Origin of the sequence: Erysipelatoclostridium sp. An173 (assembly GCF_963931465.1) — a bacterium.
GTDB classification, from domain to species: Bacteria; Bacillota_I; Bacilli_A; order Erysipelotrichales; family Coprobacillaceae; genus Thomasclavelia; species Thomasclavelia merdavium.
Genome location: NZ_OZ007017.1, coordinates 2,156,177 through 2,175,006, shown reverse-complemented (window position 1 = coordinate 2,175,006; position 18,830 = coordinate 2,156,177). Strand labels below are relative to the sequence as shown.

The window sequence follows — 18,830 nt, the reverse complement described above, 5'->3', positions numbered from 1 at the left end:
AGATGGCAAAAGAAGTAAGATTTTCAAGTGATGCTCGTAAAGCAATGTTGAAAGGGGTAAATACTTTAGCTGATGCTGTTTGTATTACTTTAGGACCTAAAGGTCGTAATGTTGTATTGGAAAAAAGTTATGGTTCACCATTAATTACTAATGATGGTGTTAGTATTGCAAAAGAAATTGAATTAGAAGATAAATTTGAAAATATGGGTGCAAAATTAGTATATGAAGTTGCTAATAACACAAATGATGTTGCTGGTGACGGTACTACTACTGCTACAATTTTGGCTCGTAATATGATTGTTAATGGAATGAAAGCTGTTGACAAAGGATGTAATCCAGTATTAATGCGTGAAGGTATTGAATATGCAAGTAAAGAAGTTGCAAAAACAATCTTAAAAAATTCACGTCAAGTTGAAACAAGCAGTGATGTTGCTAGTGTTGCTACTATTTCAGCAGGAAGTAAAGAAATTGGTGATTTAATCGCTAAAGCAATGGATAAAGTTGGTCGCGATGGAATTATCAATGTTGATGAAAGTAATGGCTTTGATGATGAATTAGAAATCAGTGAAGGTATGCAATATGATAAAGGTTATGTATCTCCATACATGGTTTCTGATCGTGAAAAAATGACTGTTGAATTAGAAAATCCATATGTATTAGTAACTAATTCAAAAATCAATAATCTTCAAGAAATCTTACCAGTACTTGAACAAGTATTGAAAACAAATCAACCATTATTAATTATTGCTGAAGATTATGAAAATGAAGTAATTTCTACTTTAGTTTTAAATAAATTACGTGGTACATTCAATGTTGTAGCTACAAAAGCTCCTGGATTTGGTGATAACCAAAAAGAAATGTTACAAGATATTGCTGCATTAACAAATGCTAAATTCTACAACAAAGATTTAAATATGAAATTAGAAGATCTTCAATTAGATGAGTTAGGAACAATTAAAAAAGTAATTGTTACTAAAGACAATACAACAATGATTGGTGCTAATGAAAATAATAGTGAATTAAATGCTCGTATTGAAGAAATTAGATCAAGAATTGCTGATACTACTAATGAACATGATAGAAAACAATTCCAAGAAAGACTTGGTAAATTAACTAATGGTGTTGCAACTATCAAAGTTGGAGCAACAACTGAAAGTGAATTAAAAGAAAAGAAATTAAGAATTGAAGATGCTTTAAATGCTACTAAAGCAGCTGTTGCTGAAGGTATTGTAATTGGTGGTGGAGCTTGTTTAGTTGAAGCATATAAAGAATTAAAACCAGTTCTTAAAAATGATAATGTTGATGTTCAAAAAGGTATCAATATTGTAATGGAATCATTATTAGCACCTATTTGCCAAATCGCAGAAAATGCTGGATACAATAGTGAAGATATTGTTGATATGCAAAAGAATGCTGATAAAAATATCGGATTTGATGCTAAAAATGGTGAATGGGTTGATATGTTTGAAAAAGGAATTATCGATCCAACTAAAGTTTCTCGTAGCGCATTGTTAAATGCTGCAAGTATTTCAGCATTGTTTATTACAACTGAAGCTGGAGTGGCAGAAATTAAATCAGATGAACCTGCAGCTCCTGCTATGGCTGGTGGAATGTATTAAAAAAATATTGGGATATGTAAATTTACATATCCCATTTTTATAATTGATAGATTATAACCATTAAAGGCATTGTTATAGCACTGAAAAACACTGTCATTATATTCATGACACTAGCATAACCAGGATGCTTATTATACAATTGAGCAAACTGAGTAATTGTTGCTGCAGCTGGTGCACTAGCTGCTAAAACAGTTATCAAAAAAATCTGTGAAGCATCTGGTGTCAATGTTACAAGACCGCTTAATTTAAAGACGATTATGATAATTAATGGATAAACCACTAAACGCATCAAAGAAATTAAATAAGTTCGTTTTTCACTGAAAATATTTTTTAAGTTCATTTCTCCAATTAACATTCCAATAACGATCATTGCTAATGGACCTAACATCCCACCAACGGTATCGAATGTTGATAAAACAAGACTTGGTAATTGAATCTGGAATAAAAATAAACAAATCCCAACGATAATGGCAATAACATTAATATTTAAAAAGATCTTTTTTAAGTCATAGTTTTTTTCATTGCAAACTAAACTTTTAGCATGTGTCCATAATAATATAGTTTGGACAACCATGTAGCCGCTAGTATATAAAACCCATTCTTTACCTAATATGGCACCAACTAAAGGAATAATTAGATTACCAGAGTTTGAATAAATTATAGTTGCTTTTTCAATTGGCGCAAATCCAAATATTTTAGCTAACAATTGCGTTAAAGGGATATAGATAAGATGTACTATAATCGCTCCTAGAAAAGCTAATCCCAAATCAATTAATTTATCGGGTGTAAATTCAATTGAAAATGATGTTAAAATCGCACATGGTGAAGCAACAAATAATACTAACATTGAGATTATTTTACTATCATCAGTTGTTAAAGTTTTGGTTTTTACTAACAAAAAGCCAAAAAAAATCATAATGAATAATTGCAGTATTTGCTGCATTAGTAATAAGCTTAAATCCACTGCTATCTTCCCCTCTTATTTGTATTTCTTGAGGAATTTTATCACATAAAGCGTTAATTTTAGTGATTATTTCAAAAACTGAAACATAAAAAAAGAAAGTCAAACGACTTTCTTTTTGCGGGTTCTCCGCTAAGTAACCTTATATATTTATTATAACTTGATAATTAATAACTGTCAATTACTTTTGACTTCAAAGTATTTTTAAATTTTTTCAATTTCTCTAATCCAATCACGAACATCACTGTCACTTGGCATTCGCCAATCTCCTCGTGGAGAAAGAGAAACAGTTCCAACTTTAGGACCATCAGGAATACAACTGCGTTTGAATTGTTGAGTAAAGAAACGCCAATAGAATTTAGTTAACCATTTCTTTATTGTTTCTTTATCGTATTTATCACCAAATGCAAGTTGTGTCTTTCTAAATAACTTACGTGGTTCATCACCAAAACGAACCATATGATAAATAAAGAAGTCATGTAATTCGTATGGACCAACAATATCCTCTGTCTTTTGAACGATTTGATCATTTTCTTGAGGTAATAATTCTGGTGATACCGGAGTATCTAAAACATCTTTTAAAATAGTTTCAATTTTTTGACCGTGATATAGACTAGCAACATAATCTACTAGATAACGAACTAAAGTTTTTGGAACAGAAACATTAACAGCATACATTGACATATGATCACCATTATAAGTTGACCAGCCTAGAGCAACTTCTGATAAATCACCAGTTCCGATAACAAGACCACCAACTTGATTAGCTTTATTCATTAAAATTTCTGTTCTAGTACGAGCTTGAACATTTTCATAAGTAACATCATGGACATTTTCATCTTGTTCAATATCTCTAAATTGAACTCTTACTGAATCGGCAATGTCAATTTCTAAACTTGTTACATTTAACTCTTCCATTAAACCTAAAGCATTATTTTTAGTTCTAGAAGTAGTTCCAAAGCATGGCATTGTAATAGCAATAATATCTTTGCTATCATAATTTAATTGCTTAAAGGCCATTGTACAAACTAATAAAGCTAGTGTCGAATCCAAACCACCGGAAATTCCAATAACAACTTTTTTGATTCCGGTTGCTTTTAATCTTTGCATTAAAGCTCTAGTTTGAATATCAAAAACTTCTTTACAGCGTTTAGCTCGTAAGTTTGAATCACTAGGAACAAAAGGATGTGGATCGTAGTAATAATTTGTATCCAAATCAACATCAGTAGAGTCAAAGTATATTACATCATAATCATGTAATGATTTAAACGTAGTCATTTTACGACGTTCACTTGATAATTTTTTAAGATCTAAATCACCATAGATCATTTCACTTGTAAATCCTTGACTTTCATTAATAATTGTTCCATTTTCTGCAATTATATGATGACCACTGAAAACAACATCGGTTGTACTTTCACCATCACCAGCATTACAGTAAACATAACCACATACTAGTTTAGCCGATTGTAAACTAACTAATGAACGTCGATAGTCACTTTTAGTAGTAATTTCATTACTAGCTGATGGATTAAAAATCATATTAGCACCATTTAACGCTAAATTAATACTTGGAGCATCAGGCATCCATAAATCTTCACAAATTTCTACCCCAAATTTAAAATCAGGATTAGTTGTAGATGCAAAGATAAACTTAGTTCCAAATGGAATTGTTTTACCATTGAAATTAGTCGTAATATTTTTTTCTGGTGCTTTTTCAAAACGACGCGCTTCATAAAATTCTTGATAATTAGGAATATGAGTTTTTGGTACTAATGCTAATAGTTCACCCTGGTGAATAATAGCGGCAACATTATAAAGACTATTTAAATGTTGATAAGGAAGACCAATTATAACTACAATGTCTTTATTAGCTGTATAATCAATGATAATTTGCAATTGTTTTTTAGCTTCGTTTAATAATCTTTCTTGATTAAACAGATCTTCACAAGTATATCCAGTTAAACATAATTCTGGTAATACTAAAACTTTTGTCTGATTTTGATAAGCTTGATCGATTAGCTTAATAATATTTTTACTGTTGTTTGTAACATTAGCAATGCTAGTATCAAAAGAACCAGCAGCTACACGGATATATCCATCTTTCATTATATCTCCTCCAATGTCTATATTTTACACTGATAAATAATGATAAACAAGCAAAGAAAAAATAATCAGTTAATAATCTGATTATTTTTGTGGACTTCGTTTGAATTTAAATTTAAAACATAAAATTAAAGCTAGGGTAATTGATGTTGCAAAAAGCAGATACATGATAGTATAACCAGTATTTCCCGGGAAAACGTCTAAAATTCTCCCAGCAACAAATTGGAATATTAGTGCTGAAAAACCTTTTGCAAGCATTGATGAAATACCATAAGCACTATTTACATATTCTTCTTCAACTAAATCTAAAACAATTCTAACAGATACTAATATAAAAATAATTGTTGTTAAACCTTGAAAGAAAAATACTGACATAATCAAATAAGGACTAGGACAAGTTGCATACCAGACAAAACGAATGATTGATAAGACACAAGCAAATATCATTAGTGTTTTATAAGAAACTTTTTTCATATAACGATCAGAAAATAATACAGCTGGTATTTCTGATAAGGTACTTAGTAGTAGTGTTGTTCCAACGATTGTAGTAGTACCACCCAAGCCTTTAATTACTAATGGTAAATAAACGCTTTGAGCTGAACTTGGACCTTGAAATAAAATAAAAATTAGTAAAAAGATCTTAAAAGATTTATTATGCCATAAATGAGTAATGACTTCTTTAGTAGTTACTTTTTTAGTTTTATTGATAACAATAGGTTTAGCATCATGCATCATATAGAAAGAAAAAATCATAATAACTAAACCTGCTGCAAAAATATAAAAGTTTGCAAGAGGTGAAACATAATCATAAACGATTCCACTAATTTGTGCTGCAATTGCATATAGTAGTGAACCCCAGACTCTAATTGTTCCAAATGGATATGGTGCAGCTGTCGCTAAACGGTCAGTTAAAGCAGTAATACCATTTAAACATCCTTGTGTAAAACCGTTTAATAAAAATAGAAAAATAAATGATTTTGTATACGCAAATAAAAGACCAAAGATAATCGTTAAAACGCCAGTAACCATAGCTACTTTTTTAGGACTTCTAAACTTATCAGCTAAAAAACCAGTAACTGGTTGAGTAACCATGGCAAATAAAGCGGCTGCCGATGTAATTAATGAAATTTCGGTTGCTGAACAATTAATACCAGCTAAATAAACTGAGATGATACATGAAAACATCGCCCAGGAAAAATAAAACATTCCATTTCCTAAAGCATAATAAAGATAACTGCCCTTTTTAAACATTTCTAACCCTCCAGATAATGTATTAAAATTTTATCACTGTTTTATTTATAGAAAGCGCTTTTTCATTTTCTGGAAAGAAATTTAAATTAAGGATTATATGTTAGTAAAACGTCATGTATTTTGTTGAACTTAAAAGAATTATAGTTTATAATAAAACCAATTTGGAGGTTCTAAGATGAGTTTTGAAATGTTATCAGATTTAGGGATCAAGAAATATGAAATGTGTCGTGATGAAAAAGGACGCTTTTTTGCGCGATCAATTGTTGCTGGTTTGTATTTAGGATTGGCTACAATTTTATCAACAACATTGGGTACGTTATTATTTAAAGATCACTATATCGCTTCTAAAATTGCTGTTGCTGCATCTTTTGGAATCGGTTTAGTAATTATTGTAATTTTAGGTTCAGAATTATTTACTGGAAATTGTTTTACAACAATGATACCTATTTATGGAAAGAAATTAAAGTTTAGACAAATTATTCCAATGTGGATAATCTGTTATATCGGTAATTTTGTAGGAATTGCTTTAATTTGTTTCTTGTTTGTAAAAAGTGGTAGTAATCAAGAATTATTAACTGAGTATATTACAACAGTTGTTGATGGTAAATTAGCATTTTCAGCAGGTCAATTATTTATTAAAGGTGTTTTATGTAATTTTATTGTTTGTGTTGGTGCCTATGTAGGAATGAAGATGCAAGATGATACTGCTAAAACAATAATCATGATGCTTGTTGTTATGGCCTTTGTTTTACCAGGATTTGAACATAGTATTGCTAATATGGGTAACTTTACTATTGGAATTACAGCTTTAGGAACAAGTTATGACTGGTCATTAGTACCATTACATATGTTAATTTCAACTGCTGGAAATATTATTGGTGGTGCTGTATTATTAGGAGTACCTCTATTTATGATGATTAAACCTAAAAAAAGATAAAAAATATAAATTTGGCGATATATCTATGGATATATCGTTTTTTTTACAATAAAATAACAAGTATAGGTTAAAAGGAGTGTTTAAAATGTCATTTGAAAATGTAAAAAAATATTTTGAAGAAATAGAAATGGACTCTAAAATAATTGAATTAAAAGATTCTAGTGCAAACGTAGAACAAGCGGCTAATGCATTAGGATGTAAGCCAGAACATATTGCTAAAACAATGTCTTTTAAAACCAAAGAAGGACCGATATTAATTGTATGTGCTGGTGATGCTAAAATAGATAACAAAAAATATAAAAGTGTATTTGGTCAAAAAGCAAAAATGATTCCAGCCAATGAAGTTGAAGAATTAATAGGACATTTACCAGGAGGCGTTTGTCCCTTTGCAATTAAAGAAAATGTTAAAGTTTATTTGGATATATCTTTAAAACGATTTGAAAAAGTCTATCCGGCTGCTGGTAATGGTCATAGTGCTATTGAATTAACAATTAAAGAATTAGAAACTATCTCTAAAGCTGATTCTTGGGTTGATGTTTGTAACAATTGGCAAGTTGATCAATAAAAAAGAAAGAGGTAATCATAGTGGCAAATATTCTAGTTTTAGAAGATGATATAGCACTAAATCAGGGGATAAGCTATGCTTTAAAAAAAGAAGGGTATCATGTTTTAACTGCTAATACATGCTTTCAAGGTAAAACGATAGTAACGAATAATTTAATAGATATGATTATATTAGATGTTAATTTACCTGATGGCAATGGTTTTGATTTTTGTAAGTGGGTAAAAGCAAACAAGAAATGTATTGTATTGTTTCTTTCGGCTAGAGATTTGGAAGCCGATGTTTTGACAGGGTATGAATTTGGTGGTGATGATTATGTTACCAAGCCATTTTCGATGAAGGTATTGTTAAAAAAGATAGCTATAATGTTAAAACGTGAAAAGCAGGATCGTAATTGTTATCAAGATGATTTTTTGAAAATAGATTTTAATTTAGCGATAGTTGAAGTTAATCAAAAAGTATGTTCAATAACCCCAACAGAATACCGGATTTTAAAAAAGTTTATTGAAAATAAAGGTCAATTATTAACTTATAATATGTTTTTAGATGCTCTTTGGCAAGAAGGTGTCCAGTTAATGGATAAACATGCTTTAGCTGTAAATATCAATCGGTTACGGAAAAAAATAGAAGATGAAAATCATTCATATATTACTAATGTTTATGGGATGGGTTATATATGGAAATAGGTTTATTGATACTTGTTTTTGTTTTATTTGTTTTGGTTATATTTTTATTGATTAAAAACTATGCTTTAAAACGTGATGTTGAATCAATGGTAGTAAAATTAGATGCTAATTTAGATAAATTAATAGCGGGTAAAAAAGTAGATAATAGTGATAATGATGATGATTTATATTCTAAAATAGCCCAAAAGTTGTATCGACTTTATAATATTAATGAACAAAAAAGTAATGAAATCATTGAAGAAAAAGAAAAATTAAATGAATTGATATCAGATATTTCCCATCAAACTAAAACTCCCATTGCCAATATTAAACTATACTTTGAAATATTAATGAGTGAAAATGATGTAGAAAAAAGGCAAGCGTGTTTAAAAAATATTGAAAGTCAGATTGATAAGTTAGATTTTTTAATTCAAAGTTTAATTAAAATGTCACGTTTGGAAACCGGAACAATTAAAATTAATAAAGAGCCTTCTTTATTAGAAAATACATTAGCTTTAGCTATTCAAGGAATATATAATAACGCTAATCAAAAGAAAATTAAATTACAAGTTAATTGCCCTGATGATCTTGTTTTAAATCATGATAAAAAATGGACTGGTGAGGCAATATTTAATATTTTAGATAATGGTGTTAAGTATACAAATAATGGTGGCAGCATCTATATCGATGTTAAAAAACAAGATATTTTTACTAAAATCACTGTTTGTGATACTGGTAAAGGAATACCACTAGCAAGGCAAGGAATGATTTTTAAGCGATTCTATCGTGAACCGGAGGTTCATGATGAAAATGGAGTAGGAATTGGCTTGTATTTAGCAAGAAAGATTATTAGTTTACAAGGTGGTTATATTGAGGTGCAATCTGAAGTTGGAATTGGAAGTACTTTTATGATTTATTTGCCTAATTGATAAGAAAATCACAGTTTTGTGATTTTCTTGTTTTGTGAATGGTTTGTGATTTTTGAATTTTATAATAATACTGAAGATGGAGGTATGGTTATGAAAGAGATAATGATTGAAACAAAAGCATTGAAGAAATATTATCAGATGGCAAATAATGTTGTAAAAGCACTAGATGGTGTTGATTTACAGATTGGAAAACGTGAGTTTGTTGCTATTATTGGAAAATCAGGTAGCGGCAAAAGTACATTGTTGCATATGTTAGGGGGATTAGATATTCCTAGCAGTGGCAAAGTAATTATTGATGGTGAGGATTTAAGTAAACTAAATCATGAACAACTGGCAATATTTAGAAGAAGAAAAGTTGGTTTTGTTTTTCAACAATATAATTTAATACCGGATTTAAATGTTTACGAAAATGTTGTCTTTCCCTTACAATTAGATGGCAGACATATTGATGAAGAATTTATTGAAACAATTTTAACAACCTTAAAAATTGCAGATAAAAAAGAAGCCTTACCAAGTATGTTATCTGGAGGTCAACAACAGCGTGTAGCGATAGCTAGAGCATTAGCAACTAAACCGGCCATTATTTTAGCTGATGAACTAACTGGTAATTTAGATACAACTACTAGTCATGAAGTAATGCTGCTATTAAAAATATTAGCTAAACAATACCAGCAAACAATTGTAATTATTACTCATGATTATGATATTGCTCAATTAGCCAATCGAATCATTCAAATTGAAGATGGTAAAATTGTTCAAGGAAGTGATGATAATGCTTAAAAATAATAATAATGCAATTATCAAAACTTTAGCTAAAAAATCGTTACGAAATAATCGTAAAAAATATGGGATTTTGTTTTTCACGATTATTCTATCATCATTTTTGATTTTTTCGATTTTTACCATTGGAATAACTTATTTAGATTTAAGTCGACTTCAAAATATTCGTTTTAATGGTGCTGATTATGATTCAGTGGTAATAAATGGTTTTGATTCTAAACAAAAAGAATATTTAGATAATAATGAAAATGTTCAAAGTGTAGGAATTCAAACATATAGTGGTTATATAAAAAGTAGTAACTTTGATGATACCGTTGATGTTGGATTATTATGGTGTGATGATGTTTTTTGGCAAAAGCAAAGTGCCCCAGCTAGAACAATGTTAAAAGGGCATTATCCTCAAAAAGAAAATGAGTTAATGGTGACTAGAGAAGGTTTAAAAAAATGTGGTAATGAAATATTAGATGTTGGTGACTCGCTTACTCTTACTTATGAAGTTAATACTGGAATTTATGAAAAAGAGTTTGTCATAAGTGGTATTTGGGATGGCTTTGGTGATAAGTCGATATTTTATGTTTCTAAGGATTTTTATAATAACTCAGGGTATTCATTAAATTCTGATGGAATCTTGCATATTAAATACCAGCAAAACTATTTTACAAATAAGATTATTCAAGAAGTCGAAACCGGTTTGGATTTAAATGATCGACAAGTATTCCAGACTACAAGTCTAGCAGAAAATTCATTTAAGATCTTGCTTGGAACATTAGGCTTAGGACTGATAGTTGGTTTGAGTGCTTATTTACTAATTTATAATATTCTTTACTTATCTATTTATGAAAAAGTTCGTTATTATGGTTTATTACAGACATTAGGAATGACTAAAAAACAGCTAATACGTTTGATGAAGTATCAAATAGCTTTGTTAGCCTTACTGGCAATTATAATTGGTATATTAAGTGGAATTGGGGTGTCGATTATTATATTGCCAAAAATAATGAAAACTTTAGGAATTGTAAAAGGAAATATTGAAATCAATTTTTATCCTCTAGTTATGATTATTAGTATTTTATTTAGTGTTCTTTCTATTGGTTTTGGCATGAAAAAGCCACTAAAACTTTTAGGTACAATAAGTCCGATTGAAGCAGTTAAATATCAAGATAATTTAAATATTAATAATAAGTCACATCAAATTAAAAAGAAAAATTTCTTTTGGCATATGGCTATCTATCAATTAAAAAATAATAAAAAAAGAACAGTAATAATTCTTTTTTCATTGGCAACTAGTTTATCAGTGTTTTATTGTTTAACTACGATAATAAATAGCCAAGCGAAACGAACTGTTTTACCTAATTATTTAGATAGTGATTTTGTCATCTATAATCAAAGTGAAACAACCGAAGACATTAACTCCATTAAACCAATAATTGATAATAATTTAGTAAAACAAATTAAAAAAATCGACGGAGTAAAAGAAGTTCATGTTTTATCATCATTACCGATTGTTATCCCTTATGAAGCTAATGGTTTTAGTGAACAATGGTTTAAAGGTTATGTTACATCACAACCATATTTATCATATCCTGATCTAGTTAGTCAGTACCAGGCTAATCCAGCTATGTATTATGGAATGTTGAAGGGGATTGATGAGGTGGAATTTGATCATTTAAATCAGTTATTAGCTACCCCAGTTGATAAAGAAGATTTTAATAAAGGAAAGTTTTGTATTATTCAATATTCTCAATTTGAGATTCCTGAAAGTTGTCTGGATAGTAAAGTTTCTTTTTTAGCACCTGATGGTACTACTAAACAAATACCAATCAAGGCAGTTAGCTATGAAAGTTATTATGGTGGATCTAGAAATATTGGTGCTAATATTATTGTTAGTCAAAATTACTTAGAGCAAATTTCAGCTGATTATTATATCAAGAGTTTAACTATTAAGTATGATGAATCTTATGATGAAACGGTTGAAAAGCAAATTCTTGCTTGTATCGAAGACAAGCAAGATACTAATGATATTGCATATGAATCAAAATTAGAAGCTATGAAAGAAATTCAAGCTTCGCAAGAAGAAATGATGGTAATTGGTATTGTTATTTCATTACTGTTATTATTAGTTGGTAGTTTGAATTACGCTAATACTATGGCTAGTTGTATTCAAAGTCGTCAGTTATCGTATTCAATTATGGAGAGTATTGGGATGACTAGAAAACAGATAAGAGATTTATTGATCAAAGAAGGAATATTATATGGAATAGGTTCAATAGTTATTACTGCAACAGTTGGTACAATAATAACTTATATTGCTTTTCAAATGTTAAATTATATGGGCGCTCCATTTACAATTCCAGTTTTACCATTAATAATAGCGATTGTTATAATTATGATAATTTGTATTATTGTCCCTTTATATTGGTATCATAAATTATCAGGTAATTTAAGTATTATTGAAAGATTACGAAATTAAAGTTAATAATATAGAAAATGTGGAAAATGATAAAGCCGCATTTTCTTTTTATATACTATAAAATAGATAAAAGAACTGAAATACCTTAAAAGTATACCAAGCAATAATTAATGAGTATTGGACATAGTTTTCTATAATAATTAAGATATTAAATTATAGTAGATAAAAAAGAGGTGTTTAATATGATTATTCAAATTGGAAATGTTGATTTAAAAGTTTCATTAGTTGATAACGAAGCAACAAGGTCTTTAATAGAACGATTAAAAAATGGACCAATTACAATAGCAATGAATGATTATGCTAAGATGGAAAAAGTAGGTGATTTAGGTTTTAGTTTACCGACAGATAATAAGCATACTACTACTAAAAGTGGTGATTTAATTTTATATTTAGGACATATGTTTGTAATTTATTACCGACCTAATACCTGGAATTTTACACGACTTGGAACGATTGAAAATATATCTGATAATCAATTACAAGACTTACTTGGAAAAGGTGATGTTGTTGTAACATTATTGCTTGAAAAATAAAATATATTATCATTATGCATCTAAGTTATAGCTCCATGATAAACTAATATTGTACTTTTGGGATTTCTTTTAATACAATAAAATTGTAAAAGGAGTTGATAATAATGGAAAATGAAGTATTAAAAGTATCAAAAAAATTCTGGGAAGCTATGGAAAATTCTGATGAACAAGGAATGCGAGCCGTTACTGATGAAAACTGTAATTTTGTTCATATTGGAATTACTTGTAAATTAGATCGTGAAATTAAGTTTTATACTGATGGAACTTTCAAACCAACTGAATTAGTAATTAATAGTCAAAATGCTGATTTCTTTGGGGATACCGCTGTAGTAATTACTGATTGTAATTATGGATTATTATTAGATGGTAAACCAACTACCCATCATTTTGCAGTAACTGAAGTTTATAGTAAAAAAGGCGACGAATGGAAATTAGTAACATTTACATTCACTGCCTTAGTGTATTAAAAAGCTGTAAATACAGTTTTTTTTAATTTATTTTTTTCATATTTATTGCTTCGATAAAAAGAGTAATACCATCAACAATTAAATAGAAAGCAATGATATAGTTAATAGCAATTGTTGAAGTCAATGGCAAAATAAAGAATATAATTGCTAAGATAATATTTATTACCCCACTAAAAGTATAAGCACCAGTATTAGTAATATTGAAATACTTTAATTTTTGTAAAAAAGCAATTTTTTCAGTTCCATAGAATAATAAGATTAAAGCAAACATAAACGTTAATGAAAATGCTGTAATAATTGAAGGTGTTTCAATTATTAAAATTCCAAATAAAATATTAATAATACCATGAACAATTGCAAAAGGATCTTTAAAAAAGCTAGTACTAATACAATAATTAACAATCGAATAAATACCAAAACCAATAAGAACAATTGCGACAATAAATTTGACGATACTAAAAGTCTGAATCGGAAAGAAAATACAAGCACAACCAGCAATGATCATAATAATACTTAAAATTAAATACAAAGTTTTAATTTTTTTAATTCTTCGATTCCAATTCTCTTTAAACTCATTAATAAAATCAAATTCCCAATACATAATACCTTACCTCCTTGACTGTCTATGAGTAAAAAATCTAAAAATTTCACTTATAAGTAGACATATAAAAACAAATAGATACGGATAAATAGTCCATTTTATTGAATCGTGTTTCTTCATAAGGCCCTCCTTACAATATTTATTGTAACCATTATGTTTCATGATAAAATAGTCAAATTATCGATATTGTCTAAAAATTAGACTTATTTAATCAAAGTGTTTAGACAAAATTAATCAAATGCCTAAAAATTAGACATATGCAATATTATTGTCTATTTAAAAATAATTTTTAAGAAAATAAAATAAATATCAAAAGGAGGGAGTGATGTGAAACAGATTCAAATAGCTAAAACGGGATATTATTTAATAGCAGCTATTTTTTATAGTCTAGGAATTATTAATTTAATTCATCCTTTCAAAGCTTCATTAAGTGTTTGTAATTTAAGCAGTATAATATTGATATTTTATGGAATTGTTAAGATCATTGGATATTATTGTGATGATTTATATAGTTTAGCGTTTCAATATGATCTAGCTAGTGGATTATTATTAATTATAGTTGGCATTATTGTATTAATATGGCAATCAAGTATTTACAATTATTTATCTAAAGGAATGGGATTATTAATTCTGTTAGATAGTTTACTTAAAATTCAAATGGCACAAGTTGCTAAAAAATTTGGTTTAGAAACCTGGTATGTAATTTTATTACTAGCTATTGCTGCCGGAATTATAGCAGTATTACTAATAATCGAACCATTTAAACAACAAATATTGCAACAATTAATCATAAGTTTAGCGTTGATTTTTGAAGGGATGATGAATCATTATGTAATAAAAAATACTGTCAAACTAAAACACAGTTATTAAATGGAGGTATTTATATGAGTGTAAAAACATCAATACAAAAATTAGGTTTGGAAAAAATATTTGATTATGTATATCGTGATCCTGATAAAAATTTAGTTAGAGTAATAGATTGGGCAGATAAGTTTAGTCCTAATGAATTTGAATCACAACGAAAAATAATTCGTGAAGCTATCACTAATCCTCAGCATCCGTATTATTCATTTATTCGTCGAATAATTAATGATGTAGATAGTAATGTTGTTAAAACATTAGCTGTTAATTTTTTCATCAATGCAGCTATGGTTGGCTGGCCAATTCAAGAAGAAAATCGGAAAAAATATAATTGCAATATACCTTGGGCAATTTTATTAGACCCAACTAGTGCTTGTAATTTACATTGTACTGGCTGCTGGGCAGCTGAATATGGAAATAAACTTAATTTAACCTATGATGAAATTGATGATATTATTAACCAAGGTAAAGAATTAGGGGTTTATATGTATATTTATACCGGAGGAGAACCTTTAGTTAGAAAAAAAGATTTGATCCGTTTATGTAAAAAACATGATGACTGTGTCTTTTTATGTTTTACAAATGCAACTTTAATTGATGAAGAATTTGCAGATGAAATGCTTGAAGTTGGTAATTTTGTTCCAGCGATTTCACTAGAAGGTTTTGAAACAGCAACAGATGATCGTCGAGGACAAGGTGTTTACCAACAGGTTATTAAAGCTATTAAGTTATTAAAAGAAAAGAAATTAGTTTACGGTATTTCTGCTTGTTATACTAGTGCCAATTTTGAATCAATAACATCTGAAGAATTTTATGATTCTTTAATTGACTTAGGAGTATATTTTATTTGGTATTTCCATTATATGCCAGTTGGAAATGATGCTTCAATTGATTTATTACCAACCCCAAGTCAACGTGAAGCTACATATCAAAGAATTCGTCATTATCGTAGTACCAAACCATTATTTGCATTAGATTTCCAAAATGATGCAGAATATGTTGGTGGTTGTATTGCTGGGGGAAGACGCTATTTGCATATAAATGCTAATGGTGATATTGACCCATGTGTATTCGTTCATTATTCAGATTCTAATATTCGTGAAAAATCATTATTAGATGCATTAAAATCGCCAATGATGATGGCATATCATGATAATCAGCCATTTAATGAAAATATGCTTAGACCATGTCCAATGTTAGAAAATCCAGAAAAATTAAGAGCAATGGTTGCTAAGACTAATGCCCATTCTACTGATTTACAGTCACCAGAGTCAGTTGATCATCTATGTAGTAAATGTGATCAGTATGCTAAAAACTGGCAGGTTGTAGCCGATAAAATCTGGAATAAATAAGATAAGGCTAAACGTTTAATTTCTTAAACGTTCAGCCTTTTTGCTAAGATGGTAAAAACTAGACGATAATTTTATTATTATGTTAAAATGAAGATAAGATGTTAGAGTTATTCATTAAAGAATAGATTAGTAAAAAAACTTTTTATTATTGGTTTCTAGAATTTGATAAATTCTAGTAAAAGATGTAATTAAATCATAATTAGCATCACTATCTAACCAGTCAAGAATGATTCCGACGATAACGCATTTATTAAAACGGGTAAGCAGCTTTTTATCCTGATCTAAAATATTAATATCTTTAGTTAAGAGTTCTGTGTATTGTTCACTTATATATAAAGCAATCTTATTTAAGTGTTCGACAAATACTTCTCTTTGAATTGAATGATAAACATTTAAAATTGCTTTTTTTCTTTTATTACAATCCTCTACAATTGGAGTAAAGCAATCAATAAGATTATCAAAATGATTGGATTTATTAATAATATCATTAGCATTTCTTTTCAATATTCTATCTAATAAATCAGGAATATCATGAAAATGATAATAAAAAGTGTTACGATTGATTTCACAACGCTCGACAATATTTTTAACAGTGATTTTACTATAAGGCTTTTCTTCTAATAGTTGCCAAAACGCTTTAGCGATTACTAGTTCGGTTCGGTTCATCATTTCAAATCCTTTCATTAATATACCAATTCTAACATATCTAAAATTTTTTTGCTAGCTGAAAGGTGATGATTAAAATTAAGAAAAAAATAATAATTTTTTTAATAACTATTTTAGCAGTTATTTTCTTTATATATGTTGTGTTTCGTCAGGATTTTAATGATATTCTTAACTACTTAAAAAATATATCTGTTTTTGATTTCTTGACAATAATAGTTGTTGGTACAATCTATCAATTATTAGAAGCTTTAGGTAATTTTGTTTTAATAAAATCACAATCACCATCTTTTAAATATCGCCAGTCAGCTGAAATGACACTACTTGGTACTTTTAGTAATATCACTACTTCATCAGCTGGTACAATTCCTTTGCAAAGTTATTATTTATATAAACGAGGAATAAAAGCAGGCAAAGGGATTGGATTAATTATATTAGATAGTATCTTTCATAAATTTTCAGTTTTTGTTTATGCTAGTGTTTTAATTGCTTTTAATTTTAATTGGCTTGTTAGTGCTAACAATAATATTATGCGTTATATTTTTGTAGGCTACTTTGTATATTTATTAATTATTATTGGATTGATATTAATTTGTAGCTGGCAAAAAATACAGGATTTATTATTATGGTTAATTAATAAATTGCCTGATAATGAAAAGTGGCAAAAGAAGAAATTAGATTGGCAAGATAATCTAAAGGCTCTTTATCAAGAATCTAAAATAGTTTTAAAAAATAAAAAGCTATGTTTAAAAGTAATTATTACTAATTTTTTTAAATTATTCTGGACATATACAATTCCATTATATTGTTTGTATATAGTTAATATTCATGATTTATCATTTTCACAAATTCAGATTTTAGCATCGATTATGCTATTGATTACTGGTGTTTTACCTAATGTTGCCGGACTGGGTCCACCAGAAGTTTCCTTTTTATTAGTATTTACCCCATATTTAGGAATAGCTAAAGCAACTTCGGCTTTAATTGTTTATCGAATTACAACTTGTTTTTATCCATTTTTAATGAGTGCGATTGTTTTTTTGAAATTAGAAAAAGAACTGTTATTACAAAAGAAGTAGATATAAGAAAAATTTTATATCTACTTTTTTAATCTTCTTTAATAATATTTGATTGAGGATGACGGCATTTTTCAATTGTTTTAGAAAGCTGGATTTTATTATCAAGATTTTGATCATAATTTAAAGCAAAGAATCCGGTATATAGTAAATCTAAAAGATACTGAATGGAATATTCACTAGAAAAATTACCAATTTTAGAATACTGTTTTTCTCTAGTAGTAATATGCAAGATAATATCAGCATATTCTTTAAGATGATTATCGCCTAAACTAGTAATAGCAATGATAGGAATCTTTTTTTCTTTTAATAATTTAGCGTGATTAATAACTGTGGTTGATTCTCCAGAATAGGAAATTATAATGGCACAATCATCTTGATAAACAAGATTGATATTAAAGCCATATTCACCTGCTAATGTTTCAATTTCAACTCTTTTTTTAATTCTAGTCATTTGATATTTAAAACGTTTACCAAAAAGTAACGAACTTCCAAGACCAAAAATATGAATTGTAGCAGAAGCTTGCATTATTTCAATAGCTTTTTGTAATTGGTCAAAATCAATCAATGACAAAGAATCATCAATTGTTTCTTTGTATAAATTATTAATTTTACCAGCAATTTCAGTTAAAGAATTATTTTTATTAAAAGGAAAATTGGCGTCTACATGATTAAAATGGGTATCAATATAATATAGTTCATTTAAATAATCATTTTTTAAATCATTAAATCCTTCATAACCTAATTTTTTAGCAAAACGAACGACAGTTGCCGATGATGTATAAGTCATTTTAGCAATATCTCTAGTTGACATTTCTTTGATTTGGTATCTTTTCTCTAAAATAAAATCCCCAATAATTTGCTGAGATAATGACATATGTTTTAAATTTTTAATTCGCTGTTCTAATAATATACAATACCTCCAATTTTAAACATTATAACATAGAAAGTGAAACGCTGCTTTATTATTTTGCCACTTAAAAAGTCTTTAAATAAA

Annotated in this window: 18 protein-coding genes; 12 read left to right on the top strand and 6 right to left on the bottom strand. The window is 28.4% G+C overall.

The window, feature by feature from the left end; translation table 11 throughout:
* Positions 1–2: 2 nt before the first annotated feature.
* Positions 3–1,619: a chaperonin GroEL gene (gene groL, locus ABGT36_RS10885; RefSeq protein ID WP_087302072.1), complete on the top strand. Its 1,617-nt coding sequence runs from the start codon at positions 3–5 to the stop codon at positions 1,617–1,619.
* A 37-nt stretch (positions 1,620–1,656) separates the two neighbouring features.
* On the opposite strand, the gene ABGT36_RS10880 is transcribed toward groL, so the two are convergent.
* The 3 genes from ABGT36_RS10880 to ABGT36_RS10870 all read right to left on the bottom strand — a co-directional run bounded on the left by ABGT36_RS10880 (position 1,657) and on the right by ABGT36_RS10870 (position 5,937).
* The gene (locus ABGT36_RS10880) at positions 1,657–2,583 is read right to left on the bottom strand and encodes an AEC family transporter (protein WP_087302074.1); all 927 of its coding nucleotides are present in this window, start codon (positions 2,581–2,583) and stop codon (positions 1,657–1,659) included.
* Positions 2,584–2,784: 201 nt separating this feature from the next.
* A complete protein-coding gene (locus tag ABGT36_RS10875; protein WP_087374180.1) occupies positions 2,785–4,689 on the bottom strand; it encodes an NAD(+) synthase in 1,905 nt (634 codons plus the stop codon).
* Between the two features lie 81 nt (positions 4,690–4,770).
* Positions 4,771–5,937 carry an MFS transporter gene (locus ABGT36_RS10870; protein WP_087302078.1) on the bottom strand — a complete coding sequence of 389 codons (1,167 nt, stop codon included), beginning with the start codon at positions 5,935–5,937 and terminating at the stop codon, positions 4,771–4,773.
* A gap of 175 nt (positions 5,938–6,112) precedes the next feature.
* Between ABGT36_RS10870 and ABGT36_RS10865 the strand changes: the two genes are divergently transcribed.
* From ABGT36_RS10865 to ABGT36_RS10830, 8 genes are all read left to right on the top strand, one after another.
* Complete coding sequence (locus ABGT36_RS10865) at positions 6,113–6,874, top strand: formate/nitrite transporter family protein (protein ID WP_300629503.1); 762 nt, start codon at positions 6,113–6,115, stop codon at positions 6,872–6,874.
* Positions 6,875–6,959: 85 nt separating this feature from the next.
* On the top strand, positions 6,960–7,439 hold the full coding sequence (locus ABGT36_RS10860) for a YbaK/EbsC family protein (RefSeq protein ID WP_346677940.1): 480 nt from the start codon (positions 6,960–6,962) through the stop codon (positions 7,437–7,439).
* 20 nt (positions 7,440–7,459) lie between these two features.
* Complete coding sequence (locus ABGT36_RS10855; RefSeq protein ID WP_087374186.1) at positions 7,460–8,122, top strand: response regulator transcription factor; 663 nt, start codon at positions 7,460–7,462, stop codon at positions 8,120–8,122.
* Complete coding sequence (locus ABGT36_RS10850; protein WP_346677938.1) at positions 8,113–9,030, top strand: HAMP domain-containing sensor histidine kinase; 918 nt, start codon at positions 8,113–8,115, stop codon at positions 9,028–9,030. The genes ABGT36_RS10855 and ABGT36_RS10850 overlap by 10 nt, the downstream gene beginning before the upstream one ends.
* A gap of 90 nt (positions 9,031–9,120) precedes the next feature.
* Positions 9,121–9,810 carry an ABC transporter ATP-binding protein gene (locus ABGT36_RS10845; RefSeq protein ID WP_087302088.1) on the top strand — a complete coding sequence of 230 codons (690 nt, stop codon included), beginning with the start codon at positions 9,121–9,123 and terminating at the stop codon, positions 9,808–9,810.
* The gene (locus ABGT36_RS10840) at positions 9,803–12,280 is read left to right on the top strand and encodes an ABC transporter permease (RefSeq protein WP_346677935.1); all 2,478 of its coding nucleotides are present in this window, start codon (positions 9,803–9,805) and stop codon (positions 12,278–12,280) included. Before ABGT36_RS10845 ends, ABGT36_RS10840 begins: the two co-directional genes overlap by 8 nt.
* Before the next feature lie 182 nt (positions 12,281–12,462).
* On the top strand, positions 12,463–12,813 hold the full coding sequence (locus tag ABGT36_RS10835) for a cyclophilin-like fold protein (RefSeq protein ID WP_346677933.1): 351 nt from the start codon (positions 12,463–12,465) through the stop codon (positions 12,811–12,813).
* Positions 12,814–12,917: 104 nt separating this feature from the next.
* Positions 12,918–13,280 carry a nuclear transport factor 2 family protein gene (locus tag ABGT36_RS10830; RefSeq protein ID WP_346677931.1) on the top strand — a complete coding sequence of 121 codons (363 nt, stop codon included), beginning with the start codon at positions 12,918–12,920 and terminating at the stop codon, positions 13,278–13,280.
* Positions 13,281–13,302: 22 nt separating this feature from the next.
* On the opposite strand, the gene ABGT36_RS10825 is transcribed toward ABGT36_RS10830, so the two are convergent.
* Positions 13,303–13,881: an HdeD family acid-resistance protein gene (locus ABGT36_RS10825; protein ID WP_087302879.1), complete on the bottom strand. Its 579-nt coding sequence runs from the start codon at positions 13,879–13,881 to the stop codon at positions 13,303–13,305.
* Between the two features lie 327 nt (positions 13,882–14,208).
* On the opposite strand from ABGT36_RS10825, the gene ABGT36_RS10820 reads away from it, so the two are divergent.
* A complete protein-coding gene (locus ABGT36_RS10820; protein WP_158095234.1) occupies positions 14,209–14,751 on the top strand; it encodes a DUF308 domain-containing protein in 543 nt (180 codons plus the stop codon).
* Between the two features lie 14 nt (positions 14,752–14,765).
* A complete protein-coding gene (locus ABGT36_RS10815) occupies positions 14,766–16,094 on the top strand; it encodes a radical SAM protein (RefSeq protein WP_300629521.1) in 1,329 nt (442 codons plus the stop codon).
* 126 nt (positions 16,095–16,220) lie between these two features.
* Here ABGT36_RS10815 and ABGT36_RS10810 read toward each other — a convergent pair whose 3' ends face one another.
* A complete protein-coding gene (locus tag ABGT36_RS10810; protein ID WP_346677928.1) occupies positions 16,221–16,760 on the bottom strand; it encodes a TetR/AcrR family transcriptional regulator C-terminal domain-containing protein in 540 nt (179 codons plus the stop codon).
* 68 nt (positions 16,761–16,828) lie between these two features.
* On the opposite strand from ABGT36_RS10810, the gene ABGT36_RS10805 reads away from it, so the two are divergent.
* Positions 16,829–17,836, top strand: a complete 1,008-nt coding sequence (locus ABGT36_RS10805; protein ID WP_346677926.1) for a flippase-like domain-containing protein — start codon at positions 16,829–16,831, stop codon at positions 17,834–17,836.
* A gap of 28 nt (positions 17,837–17,864) precedes the next feature.
* On the opposite strand, the gene ABGT36_RS10800 is transcribed toward ABGT36_RS10805, so the two are convergent.
* Complete coding sequence (locus ABGT36_RS10800; RefSeq protein WP_346678646.1) at positions 17,865–18,728, bottom strand: MurR/RpiR family transcriptional regulator; 864 nt, start codon at positions 18,726–18,728, stop codon at positions 17,865–17,867.
* Positions 18,729–18,830 lie beyond the last annotated feature (102 nt).

Coding starts and splice junctions, on each gene's coding strand:
- ABGT36_RS10815 (WP_300629521.1), top strand. CDS start 14,766: ATGAGTGTAAAAACATCAATACAAAAATTAGGTTTGGAAAAAATATTT.
- ABGT36_RS10865 (WP_300629503.1), top strand. CDS start 6,113: ATGAGTTTTGAAATGTTATCAGATTTAGGGATCAAGAAATATGAAATG.
- ABGT36_RS10845 (WP_087302088.1), top strand. CDS start 9,121: ATGAAAGAGATAATGATTGAAACAAAAGCATTGAAGAAATATTATCAG.
- ABGT36_RS10875 (WP_087374180.1), bottom strand. CDS start 4,689: ATGAAAGATGGATATATCCGTGTAGCTGCTGGTTCTTTTGATACTAGC.
- ABGT36_RS10870 (WP_087302078.1), bottom strand. CDS start 5,937: ATGTTTAAAAAGGGCAGTTATCTTTATTATGCTTTAGGAAATGGAATG.
- ABGT36_RS10860 (WP_346677940.1), top strand. CDS start 6,960: ATGTCATTTGAAAATGTAAAAAAATATTTTGAAGAAATAGAAATGGAC.
- ABGT36_RS10805 (WP_346677926.1), top strand. CDS start 16,829: ATGATTAAAATTAAGAAAAAAATAATAATTTTTTTAATAACTATTTTA.
- groL (WP_087302072.1), top strand. CDS start 3: ATGGCAAAAGAAGTAAGATTTTCAAGTGATGCTCGTAAAGCAATGTTG.
- ABGT36_RS10850 (WP_346677938.1), top strand. CDS start 8,113: ATGGAAATAGGTTTATTGATACTTGTTTTTGTTTTATTTGTTTTGGTT.
- ABGT36_RS10830 (WP_346677931.1), top strand. CDS start 12,918: ATGGAAAATGAAGTATTAAAAGTATCAAAAAAATTCTGGGAAGCTATG.
- ABGT36_RS10825 (WP_087302879.1), bottom strand. CDS start 13,881: ATGTATTGGGAATTTGATTTTATTAATGAGTTTAAAGAGAATTGGAAT.
- ABGT36_RS10835 (WP_346677933.1), top strand. CDS start 12,463: ATGATTATTCAAATTGGAAATGTTGATTTAAAAGTTTCATTAGTTGAT.
- ABGT36_RS10810 (WP_346677928.1), bottom strand. CDS start 16,760: ATGAACCGAACCGAACTAGTAATCGCTAAAGCGTTTTGGCAACTATTA.
- ABGT36_RS10840 (WP_346677935.1), top strand. CDS start 9,803: ATGCTTAAAAATAATAATAATGCAATTATCAAAACTTTAGCTAAAAAA.